Source organism: Flagellimonas eckloniae, assembly GCF_001413955.1.
GTDB lineage: Bacteria > Bacteroidota > Bacteroidia > Flavobacteriales > Flavobacteriaceae > Flagellimonas > Flagellimonas eckloniae.
In genome coordinates this window covers 1,610,644-1,635,742 of sequence record NZ_LCTZ01000002.1, presented here as the reverse complement: position 1 = coordinate 1,635,742, position 25,099 = coordinate 1,610,644, and the positions used below count along the sequence as shown (strand labels likewise).

The following is a 25,099-nucleotide window of genomic DNA, read 5'->3' as shown; positions in this document are numbered from 1 at the left end:
CCAATTATGGGAGAACTATTTTAAAGTAGTTGATTCAACACTTTACGCCGGTGTAGCTCAGGGGTAGAGCGTTTCCTTGGTAAGGAAGAGGTCACGAGTTCAAATCTCGTCATTGGCTCAAAACGATTTGTACACTAATATAAACTAAGATTAAAATTATTTAAAATGGCAAAGGAAACTTTTGATCGTTCCAAACCGCACTTAAATATTGGTACTATTGGACACGTGGATCACGGTAAAACAACGTTGACCGCTGCTATTACTACTGTATTGGCAAATGCGGGCTTGTCAGAGCTTAGAAGCTTTGATTCTATTGATAATGCTCCCGAAGAAAAAGAAAGGGGTATTACAATTAACACATCTCACGTTGAGTATCAAACAGCAAACCGTCACTATGCGCACGTTGACTGTCCAGGTCACGCGGATTACGTAAAGAACATGGTTACTGGTGCTGCTCAAATGGACGGTGCTATATTGGTTGTTGCTGCAACTGATGGGCCTATGCCACAAACACGTGAGCACATCCTATTAGGACGTCAGGTTGGTATTCCAAGAATCGTTGTTTTCTTGAACAAAGTTGACATGGTTGATGATGAAGAGCTTTTGGAGCTTGTTGAAATGGAAGTAAGAGAATTACTTTCTTTCTATGAGTACGACGGTGACAATGGACCTGTGATTTCTGGTTCTGCCCTTGGAGCACTTAATGGTGAGCAAAAATGGGTTGATACCGTTATGGAATTAATGACAGCTGTTGATGAGTGGATCGAGCTTCCTAAAAGAGATGTTGATAAGGATTTCTTGATGCCTGTTGAAGATGTATTTACGATTACTGGTCGTGGTACTGTTGCTACTGGGCGTATTGAAACTGGTATCGCCAATACTGGTGATGCTGTTGATATCATTGGTATGGGTGCTGAGAAATTAGCTTCTACTATTACTGGTGTTGAAATGTTCCGTAAAATATTGGATAGAGGTGAAGCTGGAGATAACGTAGGTATCTTGTTGAGAGGTATTGAAAAATCTCAAATTAGCCGTGGAATGGTAATCTGTAAGCCAGGTTCTGTTAAGCCACATGCTAAGTTTGAAGCTGAGGTTTATATCCTTAAGAAAGAAGAAGGTGGTCGTCACACTCCTTTCCATAATAACTACCGTCCACAGTTCTATGTTAGAACTACAGATGTAACAGGTAACATTGCTCTTCCAAGTGGAGTTGAAATGGTTATGCCTGGAGATAACTTAACTATTACAGTAGAGTTGATTCAGCCAATTGCACTAAGTGTAGGTCTACGTTTTGCTATCCGTGAAGGTGGTAGAACAGTAGGTGCTGGTCAGGTTACTAAGATTTTAGATTAAAATTATTATATAATCATAGTTTACGTTAAAGGGGTGTCCGTCAAATGACGGATACCTTTCGACGTAAATAGAAGCGGGTGTAGTTCATCTCTGAAAGTTGAGATAGTAAGACGCCATAATTTACGGGCGTAGCTCAGTTGGTAGAGCACTGGTCTCCAAAACCAGGTGTCGGGAGTTCGAGCCTCTCCGCCCGTGCTGGAAAATACAAAATAGAATATGTTCACTTACATAAAGGAATCATTCGAGGAGTTAAAGAACAATGTTACCTGGTTAGATAGGGAGAAAGCTTCCAATCTAATGGTAGTGGTGGCAGTTTTTTCAATTTTGTTTGCATTGGCTACATGGGGAGTGGATTCACTTTTCAGTAAGTTGATTCGATTGTATTTTGATAACGTAATAGGATAGTTGGGTATGTCTGAGGTTCTGGATAAAAAATGGTATGTGGTAAGAGCGGTCAGTGGCCAAGAGAATAAAATCAAAGGATACATTGAAAGCGAAGTTGAACGTAACGGTTTTGCAGATTATCTGGAAGATGTGCTTGTTCCAACAGAAAAAGTAGTACAGATTCGGAACGGAAAGAAAATCAATAAAGAAAAGGTTTACTTTCCCGGATATATAATGATAAAGGCCAATTTGGGAGGAGAAATGATACATATCATACGCTCCATAACAAATGTAATTGGCTTCTTGGGTGAAACCAAGGGCGGTGACCCTGTTCCTTTAAGGAAATCAGAAGTCAACCGTATGCTAGGTAAAGTGGATGAACTTGCTGTTAACACTGACAATATTGCGATTCCTTTTGTACTTGGTGAAACAATTAAGGTTATTGATGGCCCATTTAATGGTTTCAATGGAACTGTTGAAAAAATCAATGAAGAAAAGCGTAAGCTTGAGGTCATGGTGAAAATTTTCGGAAGAAAGACACCGTTGGAATTGAGTTATATGCAAGTAGAAAAAGTATAATAGAGCTGTTACATATATAAAGTTGTGTTGCTTCCAATTAACACACTTTCATTTTAATTAAAATCAATGGCAAAAGAAGTAGATAAGGTAGTTAAATTACAAGTCAGGGGAGGTGCTGCGAATCCGTCGCCACCGGTTGGACCCGCCTTAGGTGCTGCTGGTGTTAACATCATGGAGTTCTGTAAGCAGTTTAATGCGCGTACACAGGACAAACCAGGTAAAGTATTACCTGTTGTTATCACCGTTTACAAAGACAAATCTTTCGAGTTTGTTGTAAAGACACCACCGGCGGCAGTTCAATTGTTGGAAGCAGCAAAGATTAAAAAAGGATCTGGCGAACCTAACAGGGTTAAATCAGGTAATGTTTCCTGGGATCAAGTAAAGCAAATCGCTGAAGACAAAATGGTCGATTTGAATGCTTTTACCGTAGAATCTGCAATGAGTATGGTTGCAGGTACGGCAAGATCTATGGGACTCAAAGTATCTGGAAAAAGACCTTTTTAAAATCTTAAAGCAATTTATAATGGCAAGATTGACTAAAAAGCAAAAAGAAGCTAATTCCAAAATAGATAGGAACAAACTATACTCTTTGGATGAAGCATCTGCTTTAGTAAAAGAAATAACCAATGTAAAGTTTGACGCTTCCATTGATTTAGCGGTTCGTTTGGGTGTGGATCCAAGGAAAGCAAATCAAATGGTACGTGGTGTTGTTACCCTTCCACATGGAACAGGTAAAGACGTAAAAGTTTTAGCATTGGTGACCCCAGATAAAGAAGCAGAAGCTAAAGAGGCTGGTGCTGATTTTGTAGGGTTAGATGAATATTTGGATAAAATAAAAGGAGGTTGGACAGATGTTGATGTTATCATCACCATGCCAAGCGTTATGGGTAAACTTGGTCCACTCGGTAGAGTTTTAGGACCTAGAGGTTTAATGCCCAATCCAAAAACGGGTACAGTAACAATGGATGTTGCAAAAGCAGTTTCAGAAGTTAAGGCCGGTAAAATTGATTTTAAAGTTGATAAGACTGGAATTGTACATGCTGCGGTAGCTAAAACATCTTTTTCGGCAGATAAAATTGCTGAGAATGCCAAAGAACTTTTAGATACTTTGGTAAAGCTTAAACCAGCAGCTGCAAAGGGTATTTATATGAAGAGTATCTATTTGTCAAGTACAATGAGTCCTAGTGTTCAATTAGATCCAAAAGCAGTTTCGTAACTGGTAGTTCAATATTTTAACTATGACAAGAGAAGAAAAAGCAACAGTAATAGAAGATTTGACTGCACAGTTGGCTGATAGCGCTAATATTTATTTAGCGGATATTTCAGGATTGGATGCCGTTGCCACTTCAAATTTAAGAAGGGCATGTTTTAAGGCTAATATTAAACTTGCAGTTGTGAAGAATACATTGCTTGCAAAAGCAATGGAAGCTTCAGATAAGGAGTTCGGGGAACTTCCTGATGTTTTAAAAGGAAATACATCTTTGATGTTGTCCGAAACCGGGAATGCTCCGGCAAAACTTATCAAAAATTTCAGAAAAAAATCAGATAAACCATTACTTAAAGGAGCTTTTATAGAAGAGGCTGTCTATGTAGGTGATGAAAACCTTGACTCACTTGTTAACATCAAGTCCAAAGAAGAGGTTATTGGGGATATTATCGGATTGTTACAATCACCAGCCAAGAATGTTATTTCTGGACTTAAATCTGGTGGCGGTAAATTGGCCGGTATTCTTAAAACATTATCTGAAAAATAATTCGCGCACAATAAACTAAGTATATTTTAAAAATTTGATTAAACGATAGAAAAATGGCAGATTTAAAAGATTTTGCAGAACAGTTGGTAAACCTTACAGTAAAAGAGGTAAATGAGTTGGCCGACATTTTAAAAGAAGAATACGGTATTGAGCCTGCTGCTGCTGCAGTAGCTGTTGCTGGTGGCGGTGCCGCTGGTGGTGGTGACGCTGAAGCTGCTGAGGAAAAGTCAGAATTTGATGTAATCCTTACAGCTGCCGGTGGTTCTAAATTGGCAGTAGTAAAACTAGTTAAGGAATTAACTGGTCTTGGATTAAAAGATGCCAAAGACATCGTTGACAGCGCACCAAAAGCTGTTAAGGAAGGTGTTGCCAAGGATGAGGCAGAAGGTATCAAGAAATCATTGGAAGAAGCAGGAGCAGAAGTTGAGCTTAAATAGTAGCTTTTACCATACAAATTTGGTTAAGGTCTTTCCGTAAAACGGTTAGACCTTAGCCTGTTTTTATAGCAGCGTGTGATGGCACACGTTACCCATTTGAGAATTCACTATCAAAATTTGTCCATAGATGTTCACAAACAATACTGAAAGAGTAAATTTTGCATCCGCTAAGAACATACCGGAATATCCGGATTTCTTGGACATTCAGATTAAATCTTTTCAAGACTTTTTTCAACTTGAAACGAAATCTGATGAAAGAGGAAATGAAGGTCTCTACAATACCTTCATGGAAAATTTTCCAATTACAGACACCAGAAACCAGTTTGTACTTGAGTTTTTGGATTACTTTATAGATCCACCGCGTTATTCCATACAAGAATGTATAGAACGGGGGCTTACCTATAGTGTACCTTTAAAGGCTAGATTGAAATTATTTTGCACAGATCCAGAGCATGAAGACTTTGAGACCATAGTACAAGATGTATACTTAGGTACCATTCCTTATATGACTCCTAGCGGGACCTTTGTTATCAATGGCGCCGAAAGAGTTGTGGTTTCACAGTTGCACAGATCTCCAGGGGTTTTCTTTGGACAATCTTTTCATGCAAACGGAACAAAACTGTATTCAGCAAGGGTAATACCTTTTAAAGGTTCTTGGATTGAATTCGCCACAGATATCAATGGCGTCATGTACGCATATATTGATAGAAAGAAAAAATTACCGGTTACCACGCTTTTCCGTGCAATCGGTTTTGAAAGAGATAAGGATATATTGGAAATCTTTGATCTTTCAGAAGAAGTAAAAGTATCCAAAGCCGGACTTAAAAAAGTATTGGGTCGAAAATTGGCTGCAAGGGTATTGAACACTTGGCATGAGGATTTTGTTGATGAAGATACTGGAGAGGTAGTTTCCATTGAGCGAAATGAAATCATATTGGATCGTGATACCGTTCTTGAAAAAGAGCATATTGACGAAATTATTGATGCCGATGTGAAGACCATTTTGCTTCACAAAGAAAATAATGCGCAATCGGATTATGCTATAATCCACAATACATTGCAAAAAGATCCTACCAACTCAGAAAAAGAAGCGGTAGAACATATCTATAGACAATTACGTAATGCCGAACCACCAGATGAGGAGACAGCTCGTGGTATTATAGATAAATTGTTCTTCTCGGATCAACGTTACAACTTAGGTGAAGTTGGTCGTTACAGAATGAACAAAAAATTACAGTTGGATATTGGAATGGACAAGCAAGTCTTGACCAAGGAAGATATCATCACTATTATCAAATATTTGATTGAGTTGATTAACTCAAAAGCAGAGATTGATGATATTGATCACTTGTCCAACCGTCGTGTAAGAACAGTAGGTGAGCAGTTATCATCTCAGTTTGGTGTTGGTTTGGCACGTATGGCACGTACCATTCGTGAACGTATGAACGTTCGGGATAATGAGGTGTTTACACCAATCGATTTGATTAATGCCAAGACATTGTCTTCCGTTATCAACTCGTTCTTTGGAACAAACCAGCTGTCTCAGTTTATGGATCAAACCAATCCATTGGCAGAGATTACACACAAAAGAAGATTATCAGCATTAGGGCCAGGAGGTTTATCAAGAGAAAGAGCAGGATTTGAAGTACGTGACGTTCACTACACGCACTATGGAAGATTATGCCCTATTGAAACGCCAGAAGGACCAAATATTGGTTTGATATCGTCACTTTCAGTATTTGCAAAAGTAAACCCAATGGGCTTCTTGGAAACGCCTTACCGAAAGGTTGAAAATGGTGTTGTTGATACCAAGGAGTTTAGGTACTTGAGCGCAGAGGAAGAAGAAGGAATGAAAATTTCCCAGGCAAACATCCCAATGGATGACAAAGGGAAAATTCAAGATGATAAAGTAATTGCTAGGGAAGAAGGAGATTTCCCAGTAGTAGACCCATCTGAGGTAAACTATACGGATGTTGCTCCAAATCAAATTGCTTCAATTTCGGCATCTTTGATTCCTTTCTTGGAACATGATGATGCGAACAGGGCATTGATGGGGTCAAACATGATGCGTCAGGCAGTTCCGTTATTAAAACCACAGTCTCCAATTGTTGGAACAGGTTTGGAAAGACAGGTGGCCAAAGATTCTAGAGTATTGATCAATGCGGAAGGAGATGGAGTTATAGAATATGTGGATGCTCAGAAAATAACCATAAAGTATACAAGAACTGAAGAGGAGCGATTGGTAAGCTTTGAAGAAGATTCTAAAACGTATAACCTCGTTAAGTTCAGAAAGACAAACCAAGGTACAAGCATCAACCTAAAACCAATCGTTAAAAAAGGCGATAAGGTTAAAAGGGGAGAAGTACTTTGTGAAGGATATGCCACAGAGAAAGGTGAATTGGCACTTGGTAGAAACTTAAAAGTGGCATTTATGCCATGGAAAGGATACAACTTTGAGGATGCAATTGTAATCTCAGAAAAAGTGGTTCGCGAAGATATCTTTACTTCCATTCACATTGATGAATATTCATTGGAAGTTAGAGATACCAAATTAGGTGCTGAAGAATTGACCAACGACATCCCTAACGTTTCAGAAGAAGCTACCAAAGATTTGGATGAACATGGTATGATACGGATTGGTGCCGAAGTGAAGCCTGGTGATATTTTAATTGGTAAGATTACACCAAAAGGTGAATCTGACCCTACACCGGAAGAAAAACTGTTACGTGCTATTTTTGGTGATAAAGCTGGAGACGTAAAAGATGCATCGCTTAAAGCATCACCATCATTAAGAGGTGTTGTTATTGATAAGAAGTTGTTCTCTCGTTCCATTAAGGATAAAAGAAAACGTTCTGAAGATAAAGAGGCCATCACTAGATTAGAGATGGATTATGAAGTTAAGTTTGAACAATTGAAAGATGTTCTTATTGAAAAACTCTTTGGATTGATCAATGGCAAAACTTCACAAGGTGTTATCAATGATTTAGGTGAAGAAGTACTTCCAAAAGGAAAGAAATACACCATCAAAATGTTGAATTCCGTTGATGATTTTGCCCACTTGGTAGGCGGAAGCTGGACTACGGATAATACAACCAATGCACATGTAGCTGATTTGTTGCACAACTACAAGATTAAATTGAATGACATTCAAGGAAATCTTAGAAGGGACAAATTTACTATCTCTGTTGGGGATGAGTTACCAGCAGGTATCATGAAGTTGGCCAAGGTCTATATTGCCAAAAAGCGTAAGCTTAAAGTTGGTGATAAAATGGCAGGACGTCACGGTAACAAAGGTATTGTTGCCCGTATCGTTCGTCAAGAAGACATGCCATTCTTGGAAGATGGAACACCGGTGGATATCGTATTGAATCCATTAGGGGTACCATCACGTATGAATATTGGTCAAATTTATGAAACTGTTCTTGGTTGGGCAGGTCTTAAACTGGGCAGAAAATACGGAACCCCAATTTTTGATGGAGCTACTCTTGACCAAATCAATGCACTTACAGATGAAGCTGGAGTACCAAGATTTGGACACACGTATCTATATGATGGAGGAACAGGAAAACGCTTTGATCAAGCAGCAACCGTTGGTGTTATCTACATGTTGAAATTAGGACACATGGTAGATGATAAAATGCACGCTAGATCTATTGGGCCATACTCATTGATCACACAACAACCATTGGGTGGTAAAGCCCAGTTTGGTGGTCAGCGTTTTGGTGAGATGGAGGTTTGGGCACTTGAGGCTTATGGAGCTTCAGCTACACTTCGGGAAATATTGACCGTTAAGTCGGATGATGTTATCGGAAGGGCCAAGACCTATGAATCCATAGTAAAAGGCGAAACCATGCCAGAACCTGGATTGCCAGAATCTTTCAATGTATTGATGCACGAACTTAAGGGATTAGGTTTGGATATTAGATTGGAAGAGTAGTACATAGTTAACACTATTGAAAAAAAGTTTTTTTAATTATATCATCTCCATAGTATTATGGCTAGAATAAAAGATAATAACGCACCAAAAAGGTTTGATAAAATTTCCATAGGATTGGCTTCACCGGAGTCTATCTTGGGTGAATCCCGTGGAGAGGTTTTAAAACCTGAAACTATTAACTATAGAACGCACAAACCTGAGCGTGATGGATTGTTCTGTGAGCGTATTTTTGGTCCTGTAAAGGATTATGAATGTGCCTGTGGAAAGTACAAGCGTATCCGTTACCGCGGTATTGTTTGTGACCGTTGTGGTGTTGAAGTAACGGAGAAAAAGGTGCGTAGAGACCGTGTTGGGCACATTAATTTGGTGGTTCCCGTAGCACATATCTGGTATTTCCGTTCACTTCCAAACAAAATAGGATACTTGTTGGGATTACCTTCCAAGAAGTTGGATATGATTATCTATTACGAAAGATATGTTGTAATTCAACCAGGTATTGCAAAAGGTCCAGAAGGTGAGGAAATCAATAAAATGGATTTCTTGACCGAGGAAGAGTATTTGAACATTTTGGAATCCATTCCAGCAGAAAACCAATATTTGGAAGATACAGACCCTAATAAGTTTGTAGCTAAGATGGGTGCTGAATGTTTAATTGACTTGTTGTCGAGAATTGATTTGGAAGAACTTTCCTATCAATTGAGGCACAAAGCCAATACGGAAACTTCTAAACAACGTAAGACAGAGGCCTTAAAAAGACTTCAAGTTGTTGAAGCTTTGCGTGAATCTCAAGAAAATAGGGAAAACAGACCTGAGTGGATGATCATGAAGGTGGTTCCTGTTATTCCGCCAGAATTACGTCCATTGGTTCCATTGGATGGGGGTCGTTTTGCCACTTCAGATTTAAATGATTTATACCGAAGAGTTATTATCCGTAACAATCGTTTAAAGCGATTGATGGAAATAAAAGCTCCAGAAGTAATCTTGAGAAATGAGAAACGTATGCTTCAAGAAGCAGTAGATTCTCTTTTCGATAATACAAGAAAAGCTTCAGCGGTCAAAACAGAATCAAACAGACCATTGAAATCCCTTTCAGATTCATTGAAAGGTAAGCAAGGTCGTTTCCGTCAAAACCTTTTGGGTAAACGTGTTGATTATTCAGCTCGTTCGGTAATCGTCGTTGGTCCAGAGATGAACCTTTACGAATGCGGTCTTCCAAAAGATATGGCAGCAGAATTGTACAAACCTTTTGTTATCAGAAAATTGATAGAAAGAGGTATTGTAAAAACTGTAAAGTCAGCCAAGAAAATTATAGATAAAAAGGAACCTGTAGTTTGGGATATCCTTGAAAATGTCCTTAAAGGACATCCAGTATTATTGAACCGTGCCCCTACATTGCACAGATTGGGTATACAGGCGTTCCAGCCAAAACTTATTGAAGGTAAGGCGATTCGTTTGCATCCATTGGCATGTACGGCATTTAATGCGGATTTTGATGGTGATCAGATGGCAGTTCACTTGCCATTGGGCCCAGAGGCTATTTTGGAGGCTCAATTATTAATGTTGGCATCCCAAAATATCCTGAATCCTGCAAATGGTTCTCCAATTACCGTTCCTTCCCAGGATATGGTCTTGGGTCTGTATTATATGACCAAAGAAAGAAAATCGACCAAAGAAGTGCCTATTCAAGGTGAAGGTTTGACATTCTACTCTGCTGAAGAAGTGGAAATAGCCTTTAACGAAGGAAAGGTTGATTTGAATGCTGGAATCAAGGTAAGAGCCAAAGATTTCAATGAAGAGGGAGAGCTTGTTAATCAAATTATTGCCACAACAGTTGGTCGTGTATTGTTTAACAGCGTTGTGCCTGAGCAAGCAGGATTCATTAATGAAGTATTGAACAAAAAGTCGCTAAGAAATATCATTGGAGATATTCTTGCTGTTACAGATGTACCAGCCACAGCGGCCTTCTTGGATAAGATAAAATCCATGGGGTATGACTTTGCCTTTAAAGGAGGATTGTCCTTCAGTTTAGGTGATATTATCATTCCACCAGAGAAGCATGAGATGATTAATGAAGCCAATGGGCAAGTTGATGGTATTATGGCCAACTATAACATGGGTCTTATCACCAATAATGAAAGGTATAACCAAGTTATTGATGTTTGGACATCAACAAATGCAATGTTGACGGAATTGGCCATGAAGCGAATTCGAGAAGACCAACAAGGGTTCAATTCAGTATATATGATGTTGGATTCTGGTGCAAGGGGTTCTAAAGAGCAGATTCGTCAGTTGACCGGTATGCGTGGTTTGATGGCTAAGCCTAAAAAATCAACAGCAGGTGGTGGAGAGATTATTGAAAACCCGATTCTTTCCAACTTTAAGGAAGGATTATCCATTTTGGAATACTTTATTTCTACGCACGGTGCACGTAAAGGTCTTGCAGATACCGCTTTGAAAACGGCAGATGCTGGATACTTAACAAGACGTTTGGTGGATGTTTCACAAGATGTAATCATCAATATTGAAGATTGTGGTACATTAAGAGGAATTGAGGTAAAAGCCTTAAAGAAGAACGAAGAAATAGTTGAAACTCTTGGAGAACGTATTCTTGGAAGAGTATCTCTACATGATGTATACAATCCATTGGATGAAGAGTTGTTGTTAACTGCTGGTCAAGTAATTACCGAAGCCGATGTAAAAAAGGTGGAAGTAGCTCCAATTGAAAGTATTGAAGTGCGTTCTGCATTGACTTGTGAAGCACCCAAAGGAATTTGCGGTAAATGTTACGGTAGGAACCTTGCAACCAATAAAATGGTACAACGAGGTGAAGCTGTTGGTGTTGTTGCTGCACAATCTATCGGTGAACCTGGTACACAGTTAACATTGCGTACATTCCACGTGGGAGGTATTGCAGGAAACATTTCTGAGGACAACAAGTTAGAGGTTAAGTTTGATGGTATTGCGGAAATTGAAGACCTAAGAACAGTTGTTGGAGAAAATAGTGATGGTGAAAAAGCCAATATTGTTATCTCAAGAACTTCTGAAATTAAGGTTGTTGATGCTACCACAGGTATTACCTTAAGTACAAATAATATTCCTTACGGTTCGCAATTGTTCGTTAAGAACGGAGATAAAATCAAGAAAGGAACTGTTATTTGTCAGTGGGATCCTTATAATGGAGTAATTGTTTCTGAATTCCCTGGACAGATTGCATATGAAAATATTGAGCAAGGAATTACGTATCAAGTTGAGATAGATGAACAAACAGGTTTCCAGGAAAAAGTAATTTCTGAATCTAGAAATAAGAAACTGATTCCTACCCTTTTAATCAAAGATGGTAAGGGAGAGACTTTACGTTCGTACAACTTACCAGTTGGTTCACATATTATGGTGGACGATGGTGATAAAATCAAGGAAGGTAAGATCTTGGTCAAGATTCCACGTAAATCTGCTAAAGCAGGGGATATTACTGGTGGTCTTCCAAGAGTTACTGAGCTTTTCGAAGCGCGTAACCCATCTAACCCAGCTGTTGTTTCTGAAATTGATGGTGTAGTTTCATTTGGTAAGATCAAGCGTGGTAACCGCGAGATTATTATCGAATCTAAATTGGGAGAGATCAAGAAATACTTGGTTAAACTTTCAAATCAGATTTTGGTGCAGGAGAACGATTATGTTCGTGCTGGTATGCCATTGTCGGATGGATCTATTACTCCGGAAGATATCTTGGCGATTAAAGGACCATCAGCAGTACAACAGTATTTGGTGAACGAAGTACAAGAAGTTTACCGATTGCAAGGTGTGAAGATTAATGACAAACACTTTGAGGTTGTGGTAAGACAGATGATGCGTAAAGTACGAATAGAAGATTCTGGGGATACAACATTCTTGGAGAATCAATTGGTACATAAAGACGACTTTATCCGTGAGAATGATGAAATCTTTGGACAGAAGGTTGTTGAAGAAGCTGGAGATTCTGAGAACCTTAAGGCTGGACAGATTATTTCTGCCCGTGCATTAAGAGATGAAAACTCTGTTCTTCGAAGAGCTGATAAGGCCCTTGTAACTGCAAGAGATGCTGTAGCTGCTACAGCTACTCCAATCTTACAAGGTATTACACGTGCCTCGTTGCAGACCAAATCATTTATCTCAGCTGCATCGTTCCAGGAGACTACCAAAGTATTGAACGAAGCTGCGGTAAGCGGTAAAGTAGATACCTTGGAAGGATTAAAGGAAAATGTTATTGTTGGACATAAGATTCCTGCCGGTACAGGTATGAGAGATTACAATAGTATCATTGTTGGCTCAAAAGAAGAGTACGATGAAATTATGGCTCGAAAAGAGGAATTTAAATTCTAATATATAAACCCTGGCAATAGTCAGGGTTTTCTTTTTATAATAATAGTATGGCTGAAAAAGATAAGAACCAAAAGCAAATAAATATAGAATTGGATGAAAAAACCGCTGAGGGAATTTATTCCAACTTAGCGATTATCAATCATTCGGTATCCGAATTTGTGGTTGATTTTATAAGCATGATGCCTGGAGCTCCTAAGGCAAAAGTGAAGAGTAGAATAGTCCTAACGCCTCAGCATGCCAAGAAGTTTTTAAAGGCATTGAATGATAATGTTACACGATTTGAGAAAGCACATGGTACTATTAAGGATTACGAGCAACCTCCAATCCCTTTAAATTTTGGACCTACAGGAGAAGCATAACAAATAAAAAACCGACAATGAGTGTCGGTTTTTTTATTTCATCTCCATTTGTGAACCAACTGGAAGATAATCGCAAATGCAGATTTCAGGAGGGACATTTGAAAATGCCCATTTTACCTTATTATATTTGAAAAATAAAAGTATATCGTCTAAAATCACAACTAATATTTTCACTACTAGTATCAACCTTTTGAAATAGGATTTACATGAAAGACAATAACAAACTAAAAGGGAAAAAAATTCTCATCACAGCGGGTGCCCAAGGAATAGGGGAATCAATCACCAGGCATTTTATTGATAGCGGAGCCTATGTGGGCATTCACTATTTTTCTAGTGCCGATACCGCAAATCAATTGATGGATTATGCAACTAGTAAAGGACAAAAAGCAACTACCGTAAGTGGTGACTTAACAAAAGAAGCGGACGCCTATGCAATAGTCGAAAAAACTGTGGAAGCGCTTGGTGGTTTGGATATACTAATCAACAACGCAGGTTCTCTTGTTGCACGTAAGTTGCTGAGCGAAATGGAGGCAGAGTTCTGGCAAAAGGTAATGGATATTAACCTTACCTCTATGATGTTTGTGACAAGGGCAGCATCGCCTCATCTAGCAAAAAATGACAACAGTAGTATTGTTAATTTGGCATCACTTGCCGGGCGTAAAGGAGGTCACCCGGGTTCTCTCGCGTATTCTACCAGTAAGGGAGCTATACTAACCTTAACGAGGGCACTCTCCGCTGAATTGGGACCTCAAGGGATACGAGTCAACGCCGTTGCCCCAGGTCTTATTCTTGGAACTTCGTTTCATAATACACATACAACAAAGGAATCGGCTGCTGCAACAACCGCTGGTATTCCAATCCAAAGAGCTGGTAATGCAGATGACGTAGCACGAGCGGTTTTATATCTGGCCTCTGAATACGATGGGTTCATCACTGGCGCTACGCTTGATATCAATGGGGGAGTCTATAATATGTAGTTTCTTTATAAGTTGTATCTGATTGAATACAAAATTTCATGTAATTAGTAGTTGAAACAATACAAACAAAGCGGGCAACAGATGATTGAGGCAAAACAAAATTTAAAAAGGGATTTATTAGACATAAATTCCCAATCCTAAAATGATACTTATATTACCAATTATTGCTCTTGCTCTCTGGATTTTAAGTATTTTTTTGGTTAAAAGTTGGAGACATTTTTGGCTTTATTTAATTACTAATTTTTTAATAGTATTGATTTACACAATTAATACACTTTATGGAAAATTGGAGTTTATTGGGCATGATGAATATGGTTTAGGGAGGTTAATGCTTTTATTTGTTTTTCCCATAGCACATGCAGTTATAGGTTTTATTTTTGCTCTTGTGATTAATAGATTTATAAGCGCCAGTAAATAGGCAAATTAATTAGAGGTTTAGATAACAGATCTGTAAAAGAATACTAAAAATGGAAAATCATTATGTTTTATATCAGAAAGGACTAACAAATAGTACGGAAGTATTTATTTATAATGGTAAGGTGTGTATCAGAAATAATAGCTCTGGTGGTGAACATTTATTATATATTTCAGTCAGTAGCGAAGACAGTTTACTAACAATACTAGAACCTAAGAATTTTCTAAAAAGAATATTCCTTAAAAAGTATCAAAACAATATACCTGAAAAAGAGCGAAAAGGAAAAATCGTAAAACTTTTGGCCCAAAAGTTTTCTTATGGTGATACGGACCCTGATAAAGATATTCGCTCTTTTTTAAAGAAATATAAAATTAAGTCTGAAGGTCAATATTGGCCAGATTCAGACAGATTTTAATTTTGGTTAGATACCAAGTAAAACCTGAGTATAATACACTCAGATTCAAAAACTGTAATTATTTAGCTTAGCCACCCCTTTTGAACACCTTTTTTGGCAAAGAAAACAAGATAGATGCCAAAAACAATAACTATAATGGGCATAATCACAGAATTAGTGCCCATGACTTCCAAGGCATTGCTCAAAAAAATGGTATGAATATTTATGAGAATAGCACCCAAAACAGACACAAGCAATAAGGGTCTAGCCCATTTCTTACGAAGTAACAATGCAATTGATCCAATGGTACCTGTAAAAACTGCTATTGCAAATGCTGCGGTTGCCCAAGCTGGTCTGCCTTCATAAAGTTCTCTCATTTCTTGGCTCATTTGTTCCAATTGTTCTATACTGGTGAAGGCATCAGCCAAATAAGCGCTTACTCCCATTAGGTTCCATAGTAAAGCAATAACGCTTACCACCCAGAACCAAACCGGTGGTTTGTTTAAAGAATCGGTTGTCATAAAAAAGGTATTTATTGGTTATACGCCAATAAAGTACAAAAAAAGTAAGAATATACAAACGGATAAAGTTGGATGCAAACCCACAACCTTTTAACTGTTAAGTAATTAGTCGAATTCTGAAGTAAAATGCAGCTTCACTGTGGGATACTTTTGTTGCGTCATCTGTAGGGAAAATTGTGAATCGGCCAAGAAGACAAGTTGCCCTTGTTTATCAGTTGCCAAAAACTTTTGTTTCACTCGCTTGAATTCTTTGAATTCATTATTGGAAGCATCTTCAGCTTCAACCCAACAAGCCTTATGTACTGGAAAATTTTCATACGTACACTTGGCTCCATATTCATGTTCCAATCGGTACTGAATAACTTCATATTGCAGCGCCCCAACAGTACCAATTACTTTACGGCCGTTCAGTTCCAATGTAAATAGTTGGGCAACACCTTCGTCCATCAATTGGTCAATTCCCTTAAAGAGTTGTTTAGCTTTCATTGGATCCGCATTGTTGATGTATCTAAAGTGTTCCGGAGAAAAACTTGGAATACCCTTATAGTTTAGCTTTTCACCGCTTGTTAAAGTATCTCCAATTTTAAAATTACCAGTGTCATGCAAACCAACAATGTCACCAGGGTATGAGATATCCACAATTTCTTTCTTTTCCGCGAAAAAAGCATTGGGACTTGAAAATTTCAGTTTTTTATCGTGCCTTACATGCAAATAAGGTTTGTTTCGTTCAAAAGTACCTGAGACAATTTTGATGAAAGCCAATCGATCTCGGTGTTTTGGGTCCATATTGGCATGAATTTTAAATACAAAACCGGAAAAATCCGGTTCATTGGCATCTACCATTCTTTCCTCCGCATTTTTAGGTCTTGGAGTTGGTGCAATATCAACAAAACAATCTAACAGTTCCCGAACACCAAAATTATTTAAAGCAGAACCAAAAAACACAGGTTGCTGTTCTCCTTTTAAGTAGGAATCTTTGTCAAATTCAGGATAAACCCCATTTACCAATTCTAAGTTATCTCTAAGTTCTTGGGCAGCAGATTCTCCGATTATGTTGTCAAGTTCAGGATTTTCAATATCGGTAAATGCTATGGTTTCTTCAATATTTTGCTTGCTATTACCGCTAAAGAGATTGATGTTTTTTTCATAAATATTATAGATTCCCTTAAAGTCATAGCCCATCCCAATGGGAAAACTGAGAGGAGTCACGGACAGACCAAGTTTTTGTTCAACTTCATCCAGAAGATCGAAGGCGTCTTTACCTTCCCGGTCCAGTTTGTTTATAAAGACTATCATGGGGATATTTCGCATTCTACAGACTTCAACCAATTTCTCTGTCTGCTCTTCCACACCTTTTGCAACATCAATAACCACAATAACGCTGTCAACTGCTGTTAAGGTTCTAAAAGTATCTTCAGCAAAATCTTTATGCCCAGGGGTGTCCAGAATATTTATTTTCTTGTCATTATAAATAAATGCCAACACAGATGTAGCCACCGAGATTCCCCTCTGGCGTTCAATTTCCATAAAATCACTGGTAGCGGTTTTTTTGATTTTATTGTTCTTTACGGCTCCAGCTTCTTGTATTGCACCGCCGAAAAGCAACAGTTTTTCCGTTAAAGTGGTTTTTCCCGCATCAGGGTGGGAAATAATCCCAAAAGTCCTACGTCTTGCTATCTCATTTTCAAAATCCATCTGCAAAAATTTGGGCAAAAATAGGGTAATTATCCCTTTTCCAATTGATTTATAACATCATAAGTAATTGTTGATAGAATTAATGGAAAAAAAGTAGGATAATCACCCTAAAAAATAAAAAAGTAAAGTAATTTTCGCCTGCTTTAGATTTTGTTTTTTTACCATACGGTAATCTTTTTTCCAAACTCTAACGTATTATTATAGGTGGTAAATTATAATGAAGAATACGCTTTTTATCGATTAAAATAGGTGAGAAGTCTTAAATGCATTAATTATGCGCTTGAGATTATTTGGAGCGTAGAGAACACAAATAACCACTAATATTAAATAAGAAAAGCCCCATTTTCTTACACTTACGGAAACTGCATGCCATGGTGATTAGTTGACCAAAACTATCATTTATGGAAAAAAATACTTTCTTAAATTTTAAGAAAAAGGTTTCATACAGTCTTTTTTTACTAGTAGGATTCACCGTTTTCACCAGTATTACTGCTTTTGAGAATAGCCCCGTTGCAGATGGAACTGCAACCATTTTTTTAACTGACAAGGATACCGATGGAGATGGGGTTCTAAATAGCCAAGATATTGATGATGATGGAGATGGGATCATTGATGCGAATGAAGATGAAAACCTTGATGGCGATAATAACCCAGAAACCAATTTCACAGACAGCGATGGTGACGGGGTTCCTAATTATTTGGATTTGGATTCAGATAATGATGGAATTTTAGATAATATAGAAGCGCAAACGGTTACAGACTATCTAGAACCATCCTTGGTAGATGATGATAAAAATGGATTGGACGATAGCTATGAAACTACACCCGGTTCGGGAGAAGGTCTTTCACCAATTGATACAGACAATGACAATGTTCCAGATTATTTGGATTTGGATTCGGATAATGATGGAATTTTGGATAAAAACGAATCCAGCGTTTTAAGCACCGATTTTGATTGTGAGACAGTTCCTAATCTGGAATTTGACTCTGTTCCCACTTTAGAATCTGGTGATGCTTTGATGGAGGGTGCTGTTTATAGATTTTCAAATGTAACATCTGAATTGGATGCGCTTGTAACTTTGGAAGAAGTTGTAAACGGAGAAATTAAGTTCTTAGATCAAAATGAAACTGATCCTGAATTTTTTAAACCAGAGATTTTCTTTACTACAACAGATGATATTAGGAGACCTTTTGTTGATTTTAGAATAACTATTGTTAATTCAGGAACCAATACACCTGTTGTCCTAAATGAATTAATCGCAAATTTCATAGATGTTGATGGTGGCAACGTTTATCAAGAATTCAACCGGTTTGATACCCCTACTAGTTTTACCGTCGATGAGAATACAGATGTACTGGTAAACAATACACCAGGTGGTCTCCTTATTAATGGGGGTACTACGGAATTCCCTGGAATATCCAACGAAAACCCATCAGTAAATGTTGCTGTGGAATTCGTGAATATTTCAACTTTCGTTTTTAGATTTGGAATACAACCTTCAAATAACAATAATTTTACAACACGAGTAGCAAGACAAGCTGGAATTCAATTTACATGTCTGGATAATTTTATTAATCCACAAACAACTAATTTCAGTGTTGATGTAGATTCAGATACTGATGGCATACCAAATCGATTGGATATTGATAGTGATAATGATGGGATTCCAGACAATGTAGAAGCACAACCAACTGCCGATTATGTTCCCCCCACTGGAGAGGATGATGACAATGATGGTCTTGACAATGCTTACGAAGGAAGTGGTGATGAGGGTCTTACCCCTGAGAACACTGACGGTGCGGATGAGCTTCCGGATTATCTTGACGACGACAGCGACAACGACCTGGTTCTGGACAACAACGAGGGGAACGACTTCAACTTTGATGGTATTCCCGATCAGACGTACACTGGGGTTGATACGGACAATGACGGACTTGACGATGGCTACGAGGGCAGTGATGTCAACGATGGCTATGACGTTAACGACGAGATCGACGATCCTGCGAACGACCTGCCGGATACCGATGGCACCGAGGATGTGAACTATCGCGACTTTGACGATGACGGTGATGGCATCGACACCCCTGACGAGGATGTTGATGAAGACGGTGACCCCACCAATGACGATACGGACGATGACGGGACCCCGGACTATCTGGACCCTACCGATGACAGGGAGGACACGGACGATGACGGCGTACCTGACAGTGTTGACCTTGATGATGACAATGATGGGATCCTGGATACCACCGAGGACCCCAATAACGACAATGACAACGATCCGCTCACAGATCCATTGGACAGTGACGGCGATGGCCGCCCCGACCATTTGGACATCGATAGTGACGACGATGGTATTCCCGACAATGTTGAGGCCCAGCCCACCAATGGCTATGTTGCGCCGAACGATGACGATGAGGCTACCTATGCTGCCAATGATGGGGTGAACTCGGCCTACCTTGGCGGTTTGACCCCTGAGAACACTGACGGTGCGGATGAGCTTCCGGATTATCTTGACGACGACAGCGACAACGACCTGGTTCTGGACAACAACGAGGGGAACGACTTCAACTTTGATGGTATTCCCGATCAGACGTACACTGGGGTTGATACGGACAATGACGGACTTGACGATGGCTACGAGGGCAGTGATGTCAACGATGGCTATGACGTTAACGACGAGATCGACGATCCTGCGAACGACCTGCCGGATACCGATGGCACCGAGGATGTGAACTATCGCGACTTTGACGATGACGGTGATGGCATCGACACCCCTGACGAGGATGTTGATGAAGACGGTGACCCCACCAATGACGATACGGACGATGACGGGACCCCGGACTATCTGGACCCTACCGATGACAGGGAGGACACGGACGATGACGGCGTACCTGACAGTGTTGACCTTGATGATGACAATGATGGGATCCTGGATACCACCGAGGACCCCAATAACGACAATGACAACGATCCGCTCACAGATCCATTGGACAGTGACGGCGATGGCCGCCCCGACCATTTGGACATCGATAGTGACGACGATGGTATTCCCGACAATGTTGAGGCCCAGCCCACCAATGGCTATGTTGCGCCGAACGATGACGATGAGGCTACCTATGCTGCCAATGATGGGGTGAACTCGGCCTACCTTGGCGGTTTGACCCCTGAGAACACTGACGGTGCGGATGAGCTTCCGGATTATCTTGACGACGACAGCGACAACGACCTGGTTCTGGACAACAACGAGGGGAACGACTTCAACTTTGATGGTATTCCCGATCAGACGTACACTGGGGTTGATACGGACAATGACGGACTTGACGATGGCTACGAGGGCAGTGATGTCAACGATGGCTATGACGTTAACGACGAGATCGACGATCCTGCGAACGACCTACCGGACACCGATGGCACCGAGGATGTGAACTACCGTGACTTTGACGATGACGGCGATGGCATCGACACCCCTGACGAGGATGTCGATGAAGACGGTGACCCCACCAATGACGATACGGACGATGACGGGACCCCGGACTACCTGGACCCTGATATTCCAAGCGTAATCGACGCTGTGAATGATGCCTATACTTCTGATGGTTCTGATGGAGTAATTCCCGATAGCAATGTGCTTTCAAACGACACTTTGAATGGAGAACCTGTGACCTTGACGGATGTTATATTGACATCGACCAGCACGGACGAACTGAGCATCAACGAAGATGGAAGTGTCAGCGTAGCCCCTGGAACACCAGAAGGGACCTACACCATTGAATACACCATCTGTGAAATTGCTGATGTCAACAACTGCGACACAGGTACAGTTACCATAGAAGTGGATCCTAGCATGGGGAATGTAATCGATGCCATAGATGATGCCTACACTTCTGAAGGTTCTGATGGGGTAATTCCCGATAGCAATGTGCTTTCAAATGATACTTTGAATGGAGAACCTGTGACCTTGACGGATGTTATATTGACATCGACCAGCACGGACGAACTGAGCATTAACGAAGATGGAAGTGTCAGTGTGGTCCCTGGAACACCAGAAGGTACTTACACTATTGAATATACCATTTGTGAAATTGCTGATGTTAACAACTGCGATACAGGTACGGTTACCGTAGAAGTGGGACCAGGGATGGAGAATATAATCGACGCGATGGATGATGCCTATACTTCAGATAGTTCTGGCGGAATTATTCCCAATAGTAATGTGCTTTTAAACGATACCCTTAACGGTGAAACAGTTGCATTGTCTGATGTAATTTTGACTTCGACTCCAACCAACGTACTGACGGTTAATCAGGACGGAAGCATCAATGTGGCTCCTGGAACGTCTGATGGCATTTACACTATTGACTATACCATTTGTGAGTCGGCTAACCCTGACAACTGTGATACGGCTACAGTTTCGGTATCTATAGAAAACATTTCAGTTAATCAAATGCTAACGCCTAATGGAGATCTTAAAAATGATTTTCTATTTATTAGAGGTGTTGATAAAATAACATCAAGTACACTTAGAATTTTTAATCGTTGGGGAGTTGCCGTATATGAGGGGAAAGACTACAATAATGTAAATAATGTTTTTGATGGACGTTCGCGTGGTAGATCAACTTTAAGTGTGAACGATTACCTTCCAGCCGGTGTATATTTTTATATATTTGACTACCAAACCGAAAAAGGAAGTTTTACAGACTCAGAATACATATACATAAGTAGATAACATATTTAAATAGAATGATTAAAAAGAATTTTTTAATTCCGTTTTTATTTATTGGAATGGTAGTTCAGGGTCTTGTAGCGCAGCAAGATGCCCAGTATACTCAGTATATGTTCAATACACTAAGCGTTAACCCAGCTTACGCTGGATCTAGAGGGCAATTAAGTTTTGCCGGGCTGTACCGTTCCCAATGGGTCGGACTGGATGGAGCTCCGGAGACCTTTACAGTAAATCTTCATTCTCCTATTCGAAATAGTAGATTGGGTTATGGTATTTCACTGGTAAATGATAATATTGGTGATGGCGTGGTACAAGAAACGTATTTGGATGCAGTACTGTCATATACAATAGATGTTTCGTTGGATGCGAAACTTTCTTTTGGATTAAAAGCAGGAGGTAATATGCTAAATCTAGATTTCAATGGCCTTCGCAATTTCGACCAAGAAGTAGTTAATCAAGATAATATTGATAATCAATTTTCACCCAATTTTGGTTTGGGAATATACTATCATACAGATAAGTTCTATGCAGGGGTTTCTGCTCCCAATATTTTAGAAACCGAATACTTTGACAATGGTTCAAGTGACCCTGAGTCGGTGAATTTTTTGGCTACGGAGCGGATTAATTTTTATTTAATTACAGGTTATGTTTTTGATTTAAATGCAGACCTTAAATTTAAACCAGCACTTTTGACCAAAGCAGTGGGTGGAGCTCCTTTGCAAGTTGACTTATCTGCCAATTTTCTGTATGCGGACAAATTCAGTTTTGGAGCGGCATATAGATTTGACGCGGCGATAAGTGCTTTAGCAGGATTTCAGGTTACCGATCAGATTATGCTGGGTCTTGCTTATGACCGAGAAACAACAGAATTGGGAGGAACCCAATTTAATGACGGCTCCTTTGAAGTGTTTTTAAGGTTGGAGTTGATAAAAGCGTTTCAAAAAACAGTATCGCCTAGATTCTTTTAATATAGTAAGATGCTAAAAAGAATACTCATATTTATACTCGTGTTTTTAGGTTATTTAACCAATATCGCCGCACAGGATAAGGTTAATGAAAAACAACAAGCGAAGGTTAAAGTTAAGGCGGATGAACAATATGACGAATATTCCTTTAGTCCGGCAATAGATATTTATAAAAAAGTTCTTGATAAAGGCTATGTTTCCGAAGATTTGTTAAAACGATTGGGAAATTCATACTATTTCAATGCCAAGTATCAAGAAGCTGCCAACGTATATAAAAGACTTGCAGAGACCTATCCCGATGAAACGGAGCCAGACTATATATTCAGATATGCACAAAGTTTAAAAAGCTTGGGTGAATATGAAGAATCGGCCAAAATAATGGCAAGGTTCAAAGAAATTACCTCGGTAGAAGACGAAAACAATTTATATGATGCCGATTATTTAACTAAAATAGAGGAGAATTCTGGTCGGTACGAAGTCAAACCGTTTGAGTTCAATAGTAAATATTCAGATTTTGCAGCTTCGTTCTATGAACAAGGTCTTATTTTTTCTTCTGACAGGGATACCGGGAATTTAGCGAGGTATAGGCATACCTGGAACTCAAGGGATTTTTTGGATTTATATAAGGTAAATGCAGATAGTGTTTCTAACAATACAGTTGTTAAATTGGATGGAGATGTAAATACAAGACTCCATGAATCCACTTCCGTTGTCACCAAAGATGGATTGACCATGTATTTTACAAGAAACAATTTCTTGGATGGAAAAAAGTACAAGGATCAAAATGGAGTTATTCGCTTGAAGGTTTATAGAGCTGAATTAGTTGAAAACGAGTGGACCAATATTGTTGAACTGCCCTTCAACAATGATTCATACTCAGTTGCACATCCAGTGCTGAGTCCAGATGAGAAAAAGCTCTACTTTGTTTCCGATATGCCAGGAACACATGGGGCATCGGATATATTCATGACGGAAATAATAGGAGACGGAACATACGGTCCTATTATCAATTTAGGAAAAAATATAAACACATCGGCTAGGGAGACATTTCCTTTTATTACCAAAGATGGAGTACTCTATTTTTCTTCTGATGGGCATCAAGGTCTTGGTGGGCTAGATATTTTTGCAACTAAAATTGCTTTTGGCAACTTTCAAGAACCTGTCGTAAATGTGGGCAGACCGGTTAACGGACAATATGATGATTTTACATTTATCATAGATGACGAAAATAAAGAGGGCTATTTTTCATCCAACAGAGAAGGTGGTTTAGGTGAAGATGATATTTACACATTTGTAGAGACAGAACCTTTGGTTTTAGATTGTTTGCAAGATGTTACTGGTACGGTAAGAGATCGTATTTCCAATGAAGTGTTAGTAGGAGCTACCGTTAAAATTATTGATGAAGAAAACAACGAGGTTTCCTCCACAATAACGGATGATAAAGGTAATTATGTTTTAGGTTTGGATTGCGCGAAAGGGAATTTTGTAAGGGCATCCCGTGATGGTTATGTGCCAGCTGAGGAATATTTGAACAAGTCTTATGGAAAGCCAAGAATTGTTGATTTTTACTTGGAACGTGATGTCGTCACTGGTGGTTTTGGAGACGATTTGGCCAAATTACTTCAATTGAGCACAATTTACTTCGACTTGAACAAATTTAATATTAGGCCAGATGCGGAGATTGAAATTCAGAAGGTCATCGTTGCAATGGAGAAATATCCAAGCTTGAAGATAAAAGTCAATTCCCATACAGATAGTAGGGGTAATGATGCTTACAACCTATGGCTATCCCAAAAAAGAGCCGAATCCACAGTTGCTTATATGATTTCAAAGGGAATTAGTGCAGACCGCTTAGAAGGTGAAGGTTATGGAGAGACCCGACTGGTTAACGAATGCGAAAACGGTATTTCCTGCTCCAAAGAAAAGCATCAACTAAATAGACGATCTGAGTTTATCATTTTTGATTGATTTACTTCAAGTTGAAAAATTATTCTTCACTGTTTTAAAATGCTTTTTAGTTTTCCCTTCGGAGAGGTTTGGGTTTAAAGGCTTTATCGACAAAATGTGTTTTTAGTATTCTTATAGATATCTGGAAATACATACACCAGTATTTACTGTCTTCACTAGTGGAATATTGGTATAGACAACATTTTTTGGGCATACAAGGGCTTCCCATCTATTTTTACGGGATTAGTAAACAGTTTTGTTTATAAATATCCATACGTGACCCCTTTTCTTAGAAATAG

At 39.2% G+C, this 25,099-nt stretch carries 18 protein-coding genes and 2 tRNA genes; 18 read left to right on the top strand and 2 right to left on the bottom strand.

All coding sequences use genetic code 11. From position 1 onward, the window contains the following. The first annotated feature begins 46 nt into the window (after nucleotides 1–46). The 15 genes from AAY42_RS06955 to AAY42_RS06885 all read left to right on the top strand — a co-directional run bounded on the left by AAY42_RS06955 (nucleotide 47) and on the right by AAY42_RS06885 (nucleotide 14,966). Nucleotides 47–118 (top strand) — tRNA-Thr (locus AAY42_RS06955). A 47-nt stretch (nucleotides 119–165) separates the two neighbouring features. After that, on the top strand, nucleotides 166–1,353 hold the full coding sequence (gene tuf, locus AAY42_RS06950; protein WP_055393638.1) for an elongation factor Tu: 1,188 nt from the start codon (nucleotides 166–168) through the stop codon (nucleotides 1,351–1,353). Nucleotides 1,354–1,475: 122 nt separating this feature from the next. Next, nucleotides 1,476–1,548 (top strand) — tRNA-Trp (locus AAY42_RS06945). A gap of 21 nt (nucleotides 1,549–1,569) precedes the next feature. Beyond that, the gene (secE, locus tag AAY42_RS06940) at nucleotides 1,570–1,758 is read left to right on the top strand and encodes a preprotein translocase subunit SecE (protein ID WP_055393636.1); all 189 of its coding nucleotides are present in this window, start codon (nucleotides 1,570–1,572) and stop codon (nucleotides 1,756–1,758) included. Nucleotides 1,759–1,764: 6 nt separating this feature from the next. Further along, on the top strand, nucleotides 1,765–2,316 hold the full coding sequence (gene nusG, locus AAY42_RS06935; RefSeq protein ID WP_055393634.1) for a transcription termination/antitermination protein NusG: 552 nt from the start codon (nucleotides 1,765–1,767) through the stop codon (nucleotides 2,314–2,316). 66 nt (nucleotides 2,317–2,382) lie between these two features. Then, nucleotides 2,383–2,820 carry a 50S ribosomal protein L11 gene (gene rplK, locus AAY42_RS06930; RefSeq protein WP_055393631.1) on the top strand — a complete coding sequence of 146 codons (438 nt, stop codon included), beginning with the start codon at nucleotides 2,383–2,385 and terminating at the stop codon, nucleotides 2,818–2,820. A 19-nt stretch (nucleotides 2,821–2,839) separates the two neighbouring features. Beyond that, entirely contained in the window at nucleotides 2,840–3,532 is a 693-nt protein-coding gene (rplA, locus tag AAY42_RS06925; protein ID WP_055393628.1) for a 50S ribosomal protein L1, read from the top strand. Between the two features lie 22 nt (nucleotides 3,533–3,554). Further along, entirely contained in the window at nucleotides 3,555–4,070 is a 516-nt protein-coding gene (gene rplJ / locus AAY42_RS06920) for a 50S ribosomal protein L10 (protein WP_055393626.1), read from the top strand. A gap of 53 nt (nucleotides 4,071–4,123) precedes the next feature. Continuing rightward, nucleotides 4,124–4,507 carry a 50S ribosomal protein L7/L12 gene (gene rplL / locus AAY42_RS06915; protein ID WP_055393624.1) on the top strand — a complete coding sequence of 128 codons (384 nt, stop codon included), beginning with the start codon at nucleotides 4,124–4,126 and terminating at the stop codon, nucleotides 4,505–4,507. Nucleotides 4,508–4,634: 127 nt separating this feature from the next. Beyond that, nucleotides 4,635–8,444, top strand: a complete 3,810-nt coding sequence (gene rpoB / locus AAY42_RS06910) for a DNA-directed RNA polymerase subunit beta (protein ID WP_055393622.1) — start codon at nucleotides 4,635–4,637, stop codon at nucleotides 8,442–8,444. A gap of 57 nt (nucleotides 8,445–8,501) precedes the next feature. Next, the gene (gene rpoC, locus AAY42_RS06905; protein WP_055393620.1) at nucleotides 8,502–12,800 is read left to right on the top strand and encodes a DNA-directed RNA polymerase subunit beta'; all 4,299 of its coding nucleotides are present in this window, start codon (nucleotides 8,502–8,504) and stop codon (nucleotides 12,798–12,800) included. A 47-nt stretch (nucleotides 12,801–12,847) separates the two neighbouring features. Beyond that, the gene (locus AAY42_RS06900; RefSeq protein WP_055393617.1) at nucleotides 12,848–13,159 is read left to right on the top strand and encodes a DUF3467 domain-containing protein; all 312 of its coding nucleotides are present in this window, start codon (nucleotides 12,848–12,850) and stop codon (nucleotides 13,157–13,159) included. A 206-nt stretch (nucleotides 13,160–13,365) separates the two neighbouring features. After that, the gene (locus tag AAY42_RS06895) at nucleotides 13,366–14,136 is read left to right on the top strand and encodes an SDR family NAD(P)-dependent oxidoreductase (RefSeq protein ID WP_055393615.1); all 771 of its coding nucleotides are present in this window, start codon (nucleotides 13,366–13,368) and stop codon (nucleotides 14,134–14,136) included. A gap of 142 nt (nucleotides 14,137–14,278) precedes the next feature. Further along, nucleotides 14,279–14,554 carry a hypothetical protein gene (locus tag AAY42_RS06890; protein ID WP_055393613.1) on the top strand — a complete coding sequence of 92 codons (276 nt, stop codon included), beginning with the start codon at nucleotides 14,279–14,281 and terminating at the stop codon, nucleotides 14,552–14,554. Between the two features lie 49 nt (nucleotides 14,555–14,603). Continuing rightward, the gene (locus tag AAY42_RS06885) at nucleotides 14,604–14,966 is read left to right on the top strand and encodes a hypothetical protein (protein WP_055393611.1); all 363 of its coding nucleotides are present in this window, start codon (nucleotides 14,604–14,606) and stop codon (nucleotides 14,964–14,966) included. A 62-nt stretch (nucleotides 14,967–15,028) separates the two neighbouring features. Here AAY42_RS06885 and AAY42_RS06880 read toward each other — a convergent pair whose 3' ends face one another. Beyond that, complete coding sequence (locus AAY42_RS06880) at nucleotides 15,029–15,466, bottom strand: hypothetical protein (RefSeq protein WP_055393610.1); 438 nt, start codon at nucleotides 15,464–15,466, stop codon at nucleotides 15,029–15,031. Nucleotides 15,467–15,571: 105 nt separating this feature from the next. After that, nucleotides 15,572–17,161 (bottom strand): peptide chain release factor 3, encoded by a 1,590-nt coding sequence (locus AAY42_RS06875; RefSeq protein WP_055393608.1) that lies wholly within the window; start codon nucleotides 17,159–17,161, stop codon nucleotides 15,572–15,574. 401 nt (nucleotides 17,162–17,562) lie between these two features. Here AAY42_RS06875 and AAY42_RS18040 point away from each other — a divergent pair, with 401 nt between their 5' ends. The 3 genes from AAY42_RS18040 to AAY42_RS06860 are packed head-to-tail and all read left to right on the top strand — an operon-like array spanning nucleotide 17,563 to nucleotide 24,821. Then, nucleotides 17,563–21,891, top strand: coding sequence for a gliding motility-associated C-terminal domain-containing protein (locus AAY42_RS18040; RefSeq protein ID WP_082433352.1), 4,329 nt, complete (start codon nucleotides 17,563–17,565; stop codon nucleotides 21,889–21,891). A 14-nt stretch (nucleotides 21,892–21,905) separates the two neighbouring features. Then, nucleotides 21,906–22,856 carry a PorP/SprF family type IX secretion system membrane protein gene (locus tag AAY42_RS06865; protein WP_055393606.1) on the top strand — a complete coding sequence of 317 codons (951 nt, stop codon included), beginning with the start codon at nucleotides 21,906–21,908 and terminating at the stop codon, nucleotides 22,854–22,856. 9 nt (nucleotides 22,857–22,865) lie between these two features. Continuing rightward, nucleotides 22,866–24,821, top strand: a complete 1,956-nt coding sequence (locus tag AAY42_RS06860) for an OmpA family protein (protein ID WP_055393604.1) — start codon at nucleotides 22,866–22,868, stop codon at nucleotides 24,819–24,821. Nucleotides 24,822–25,099 lie beyond the last annotated feature (278 nt).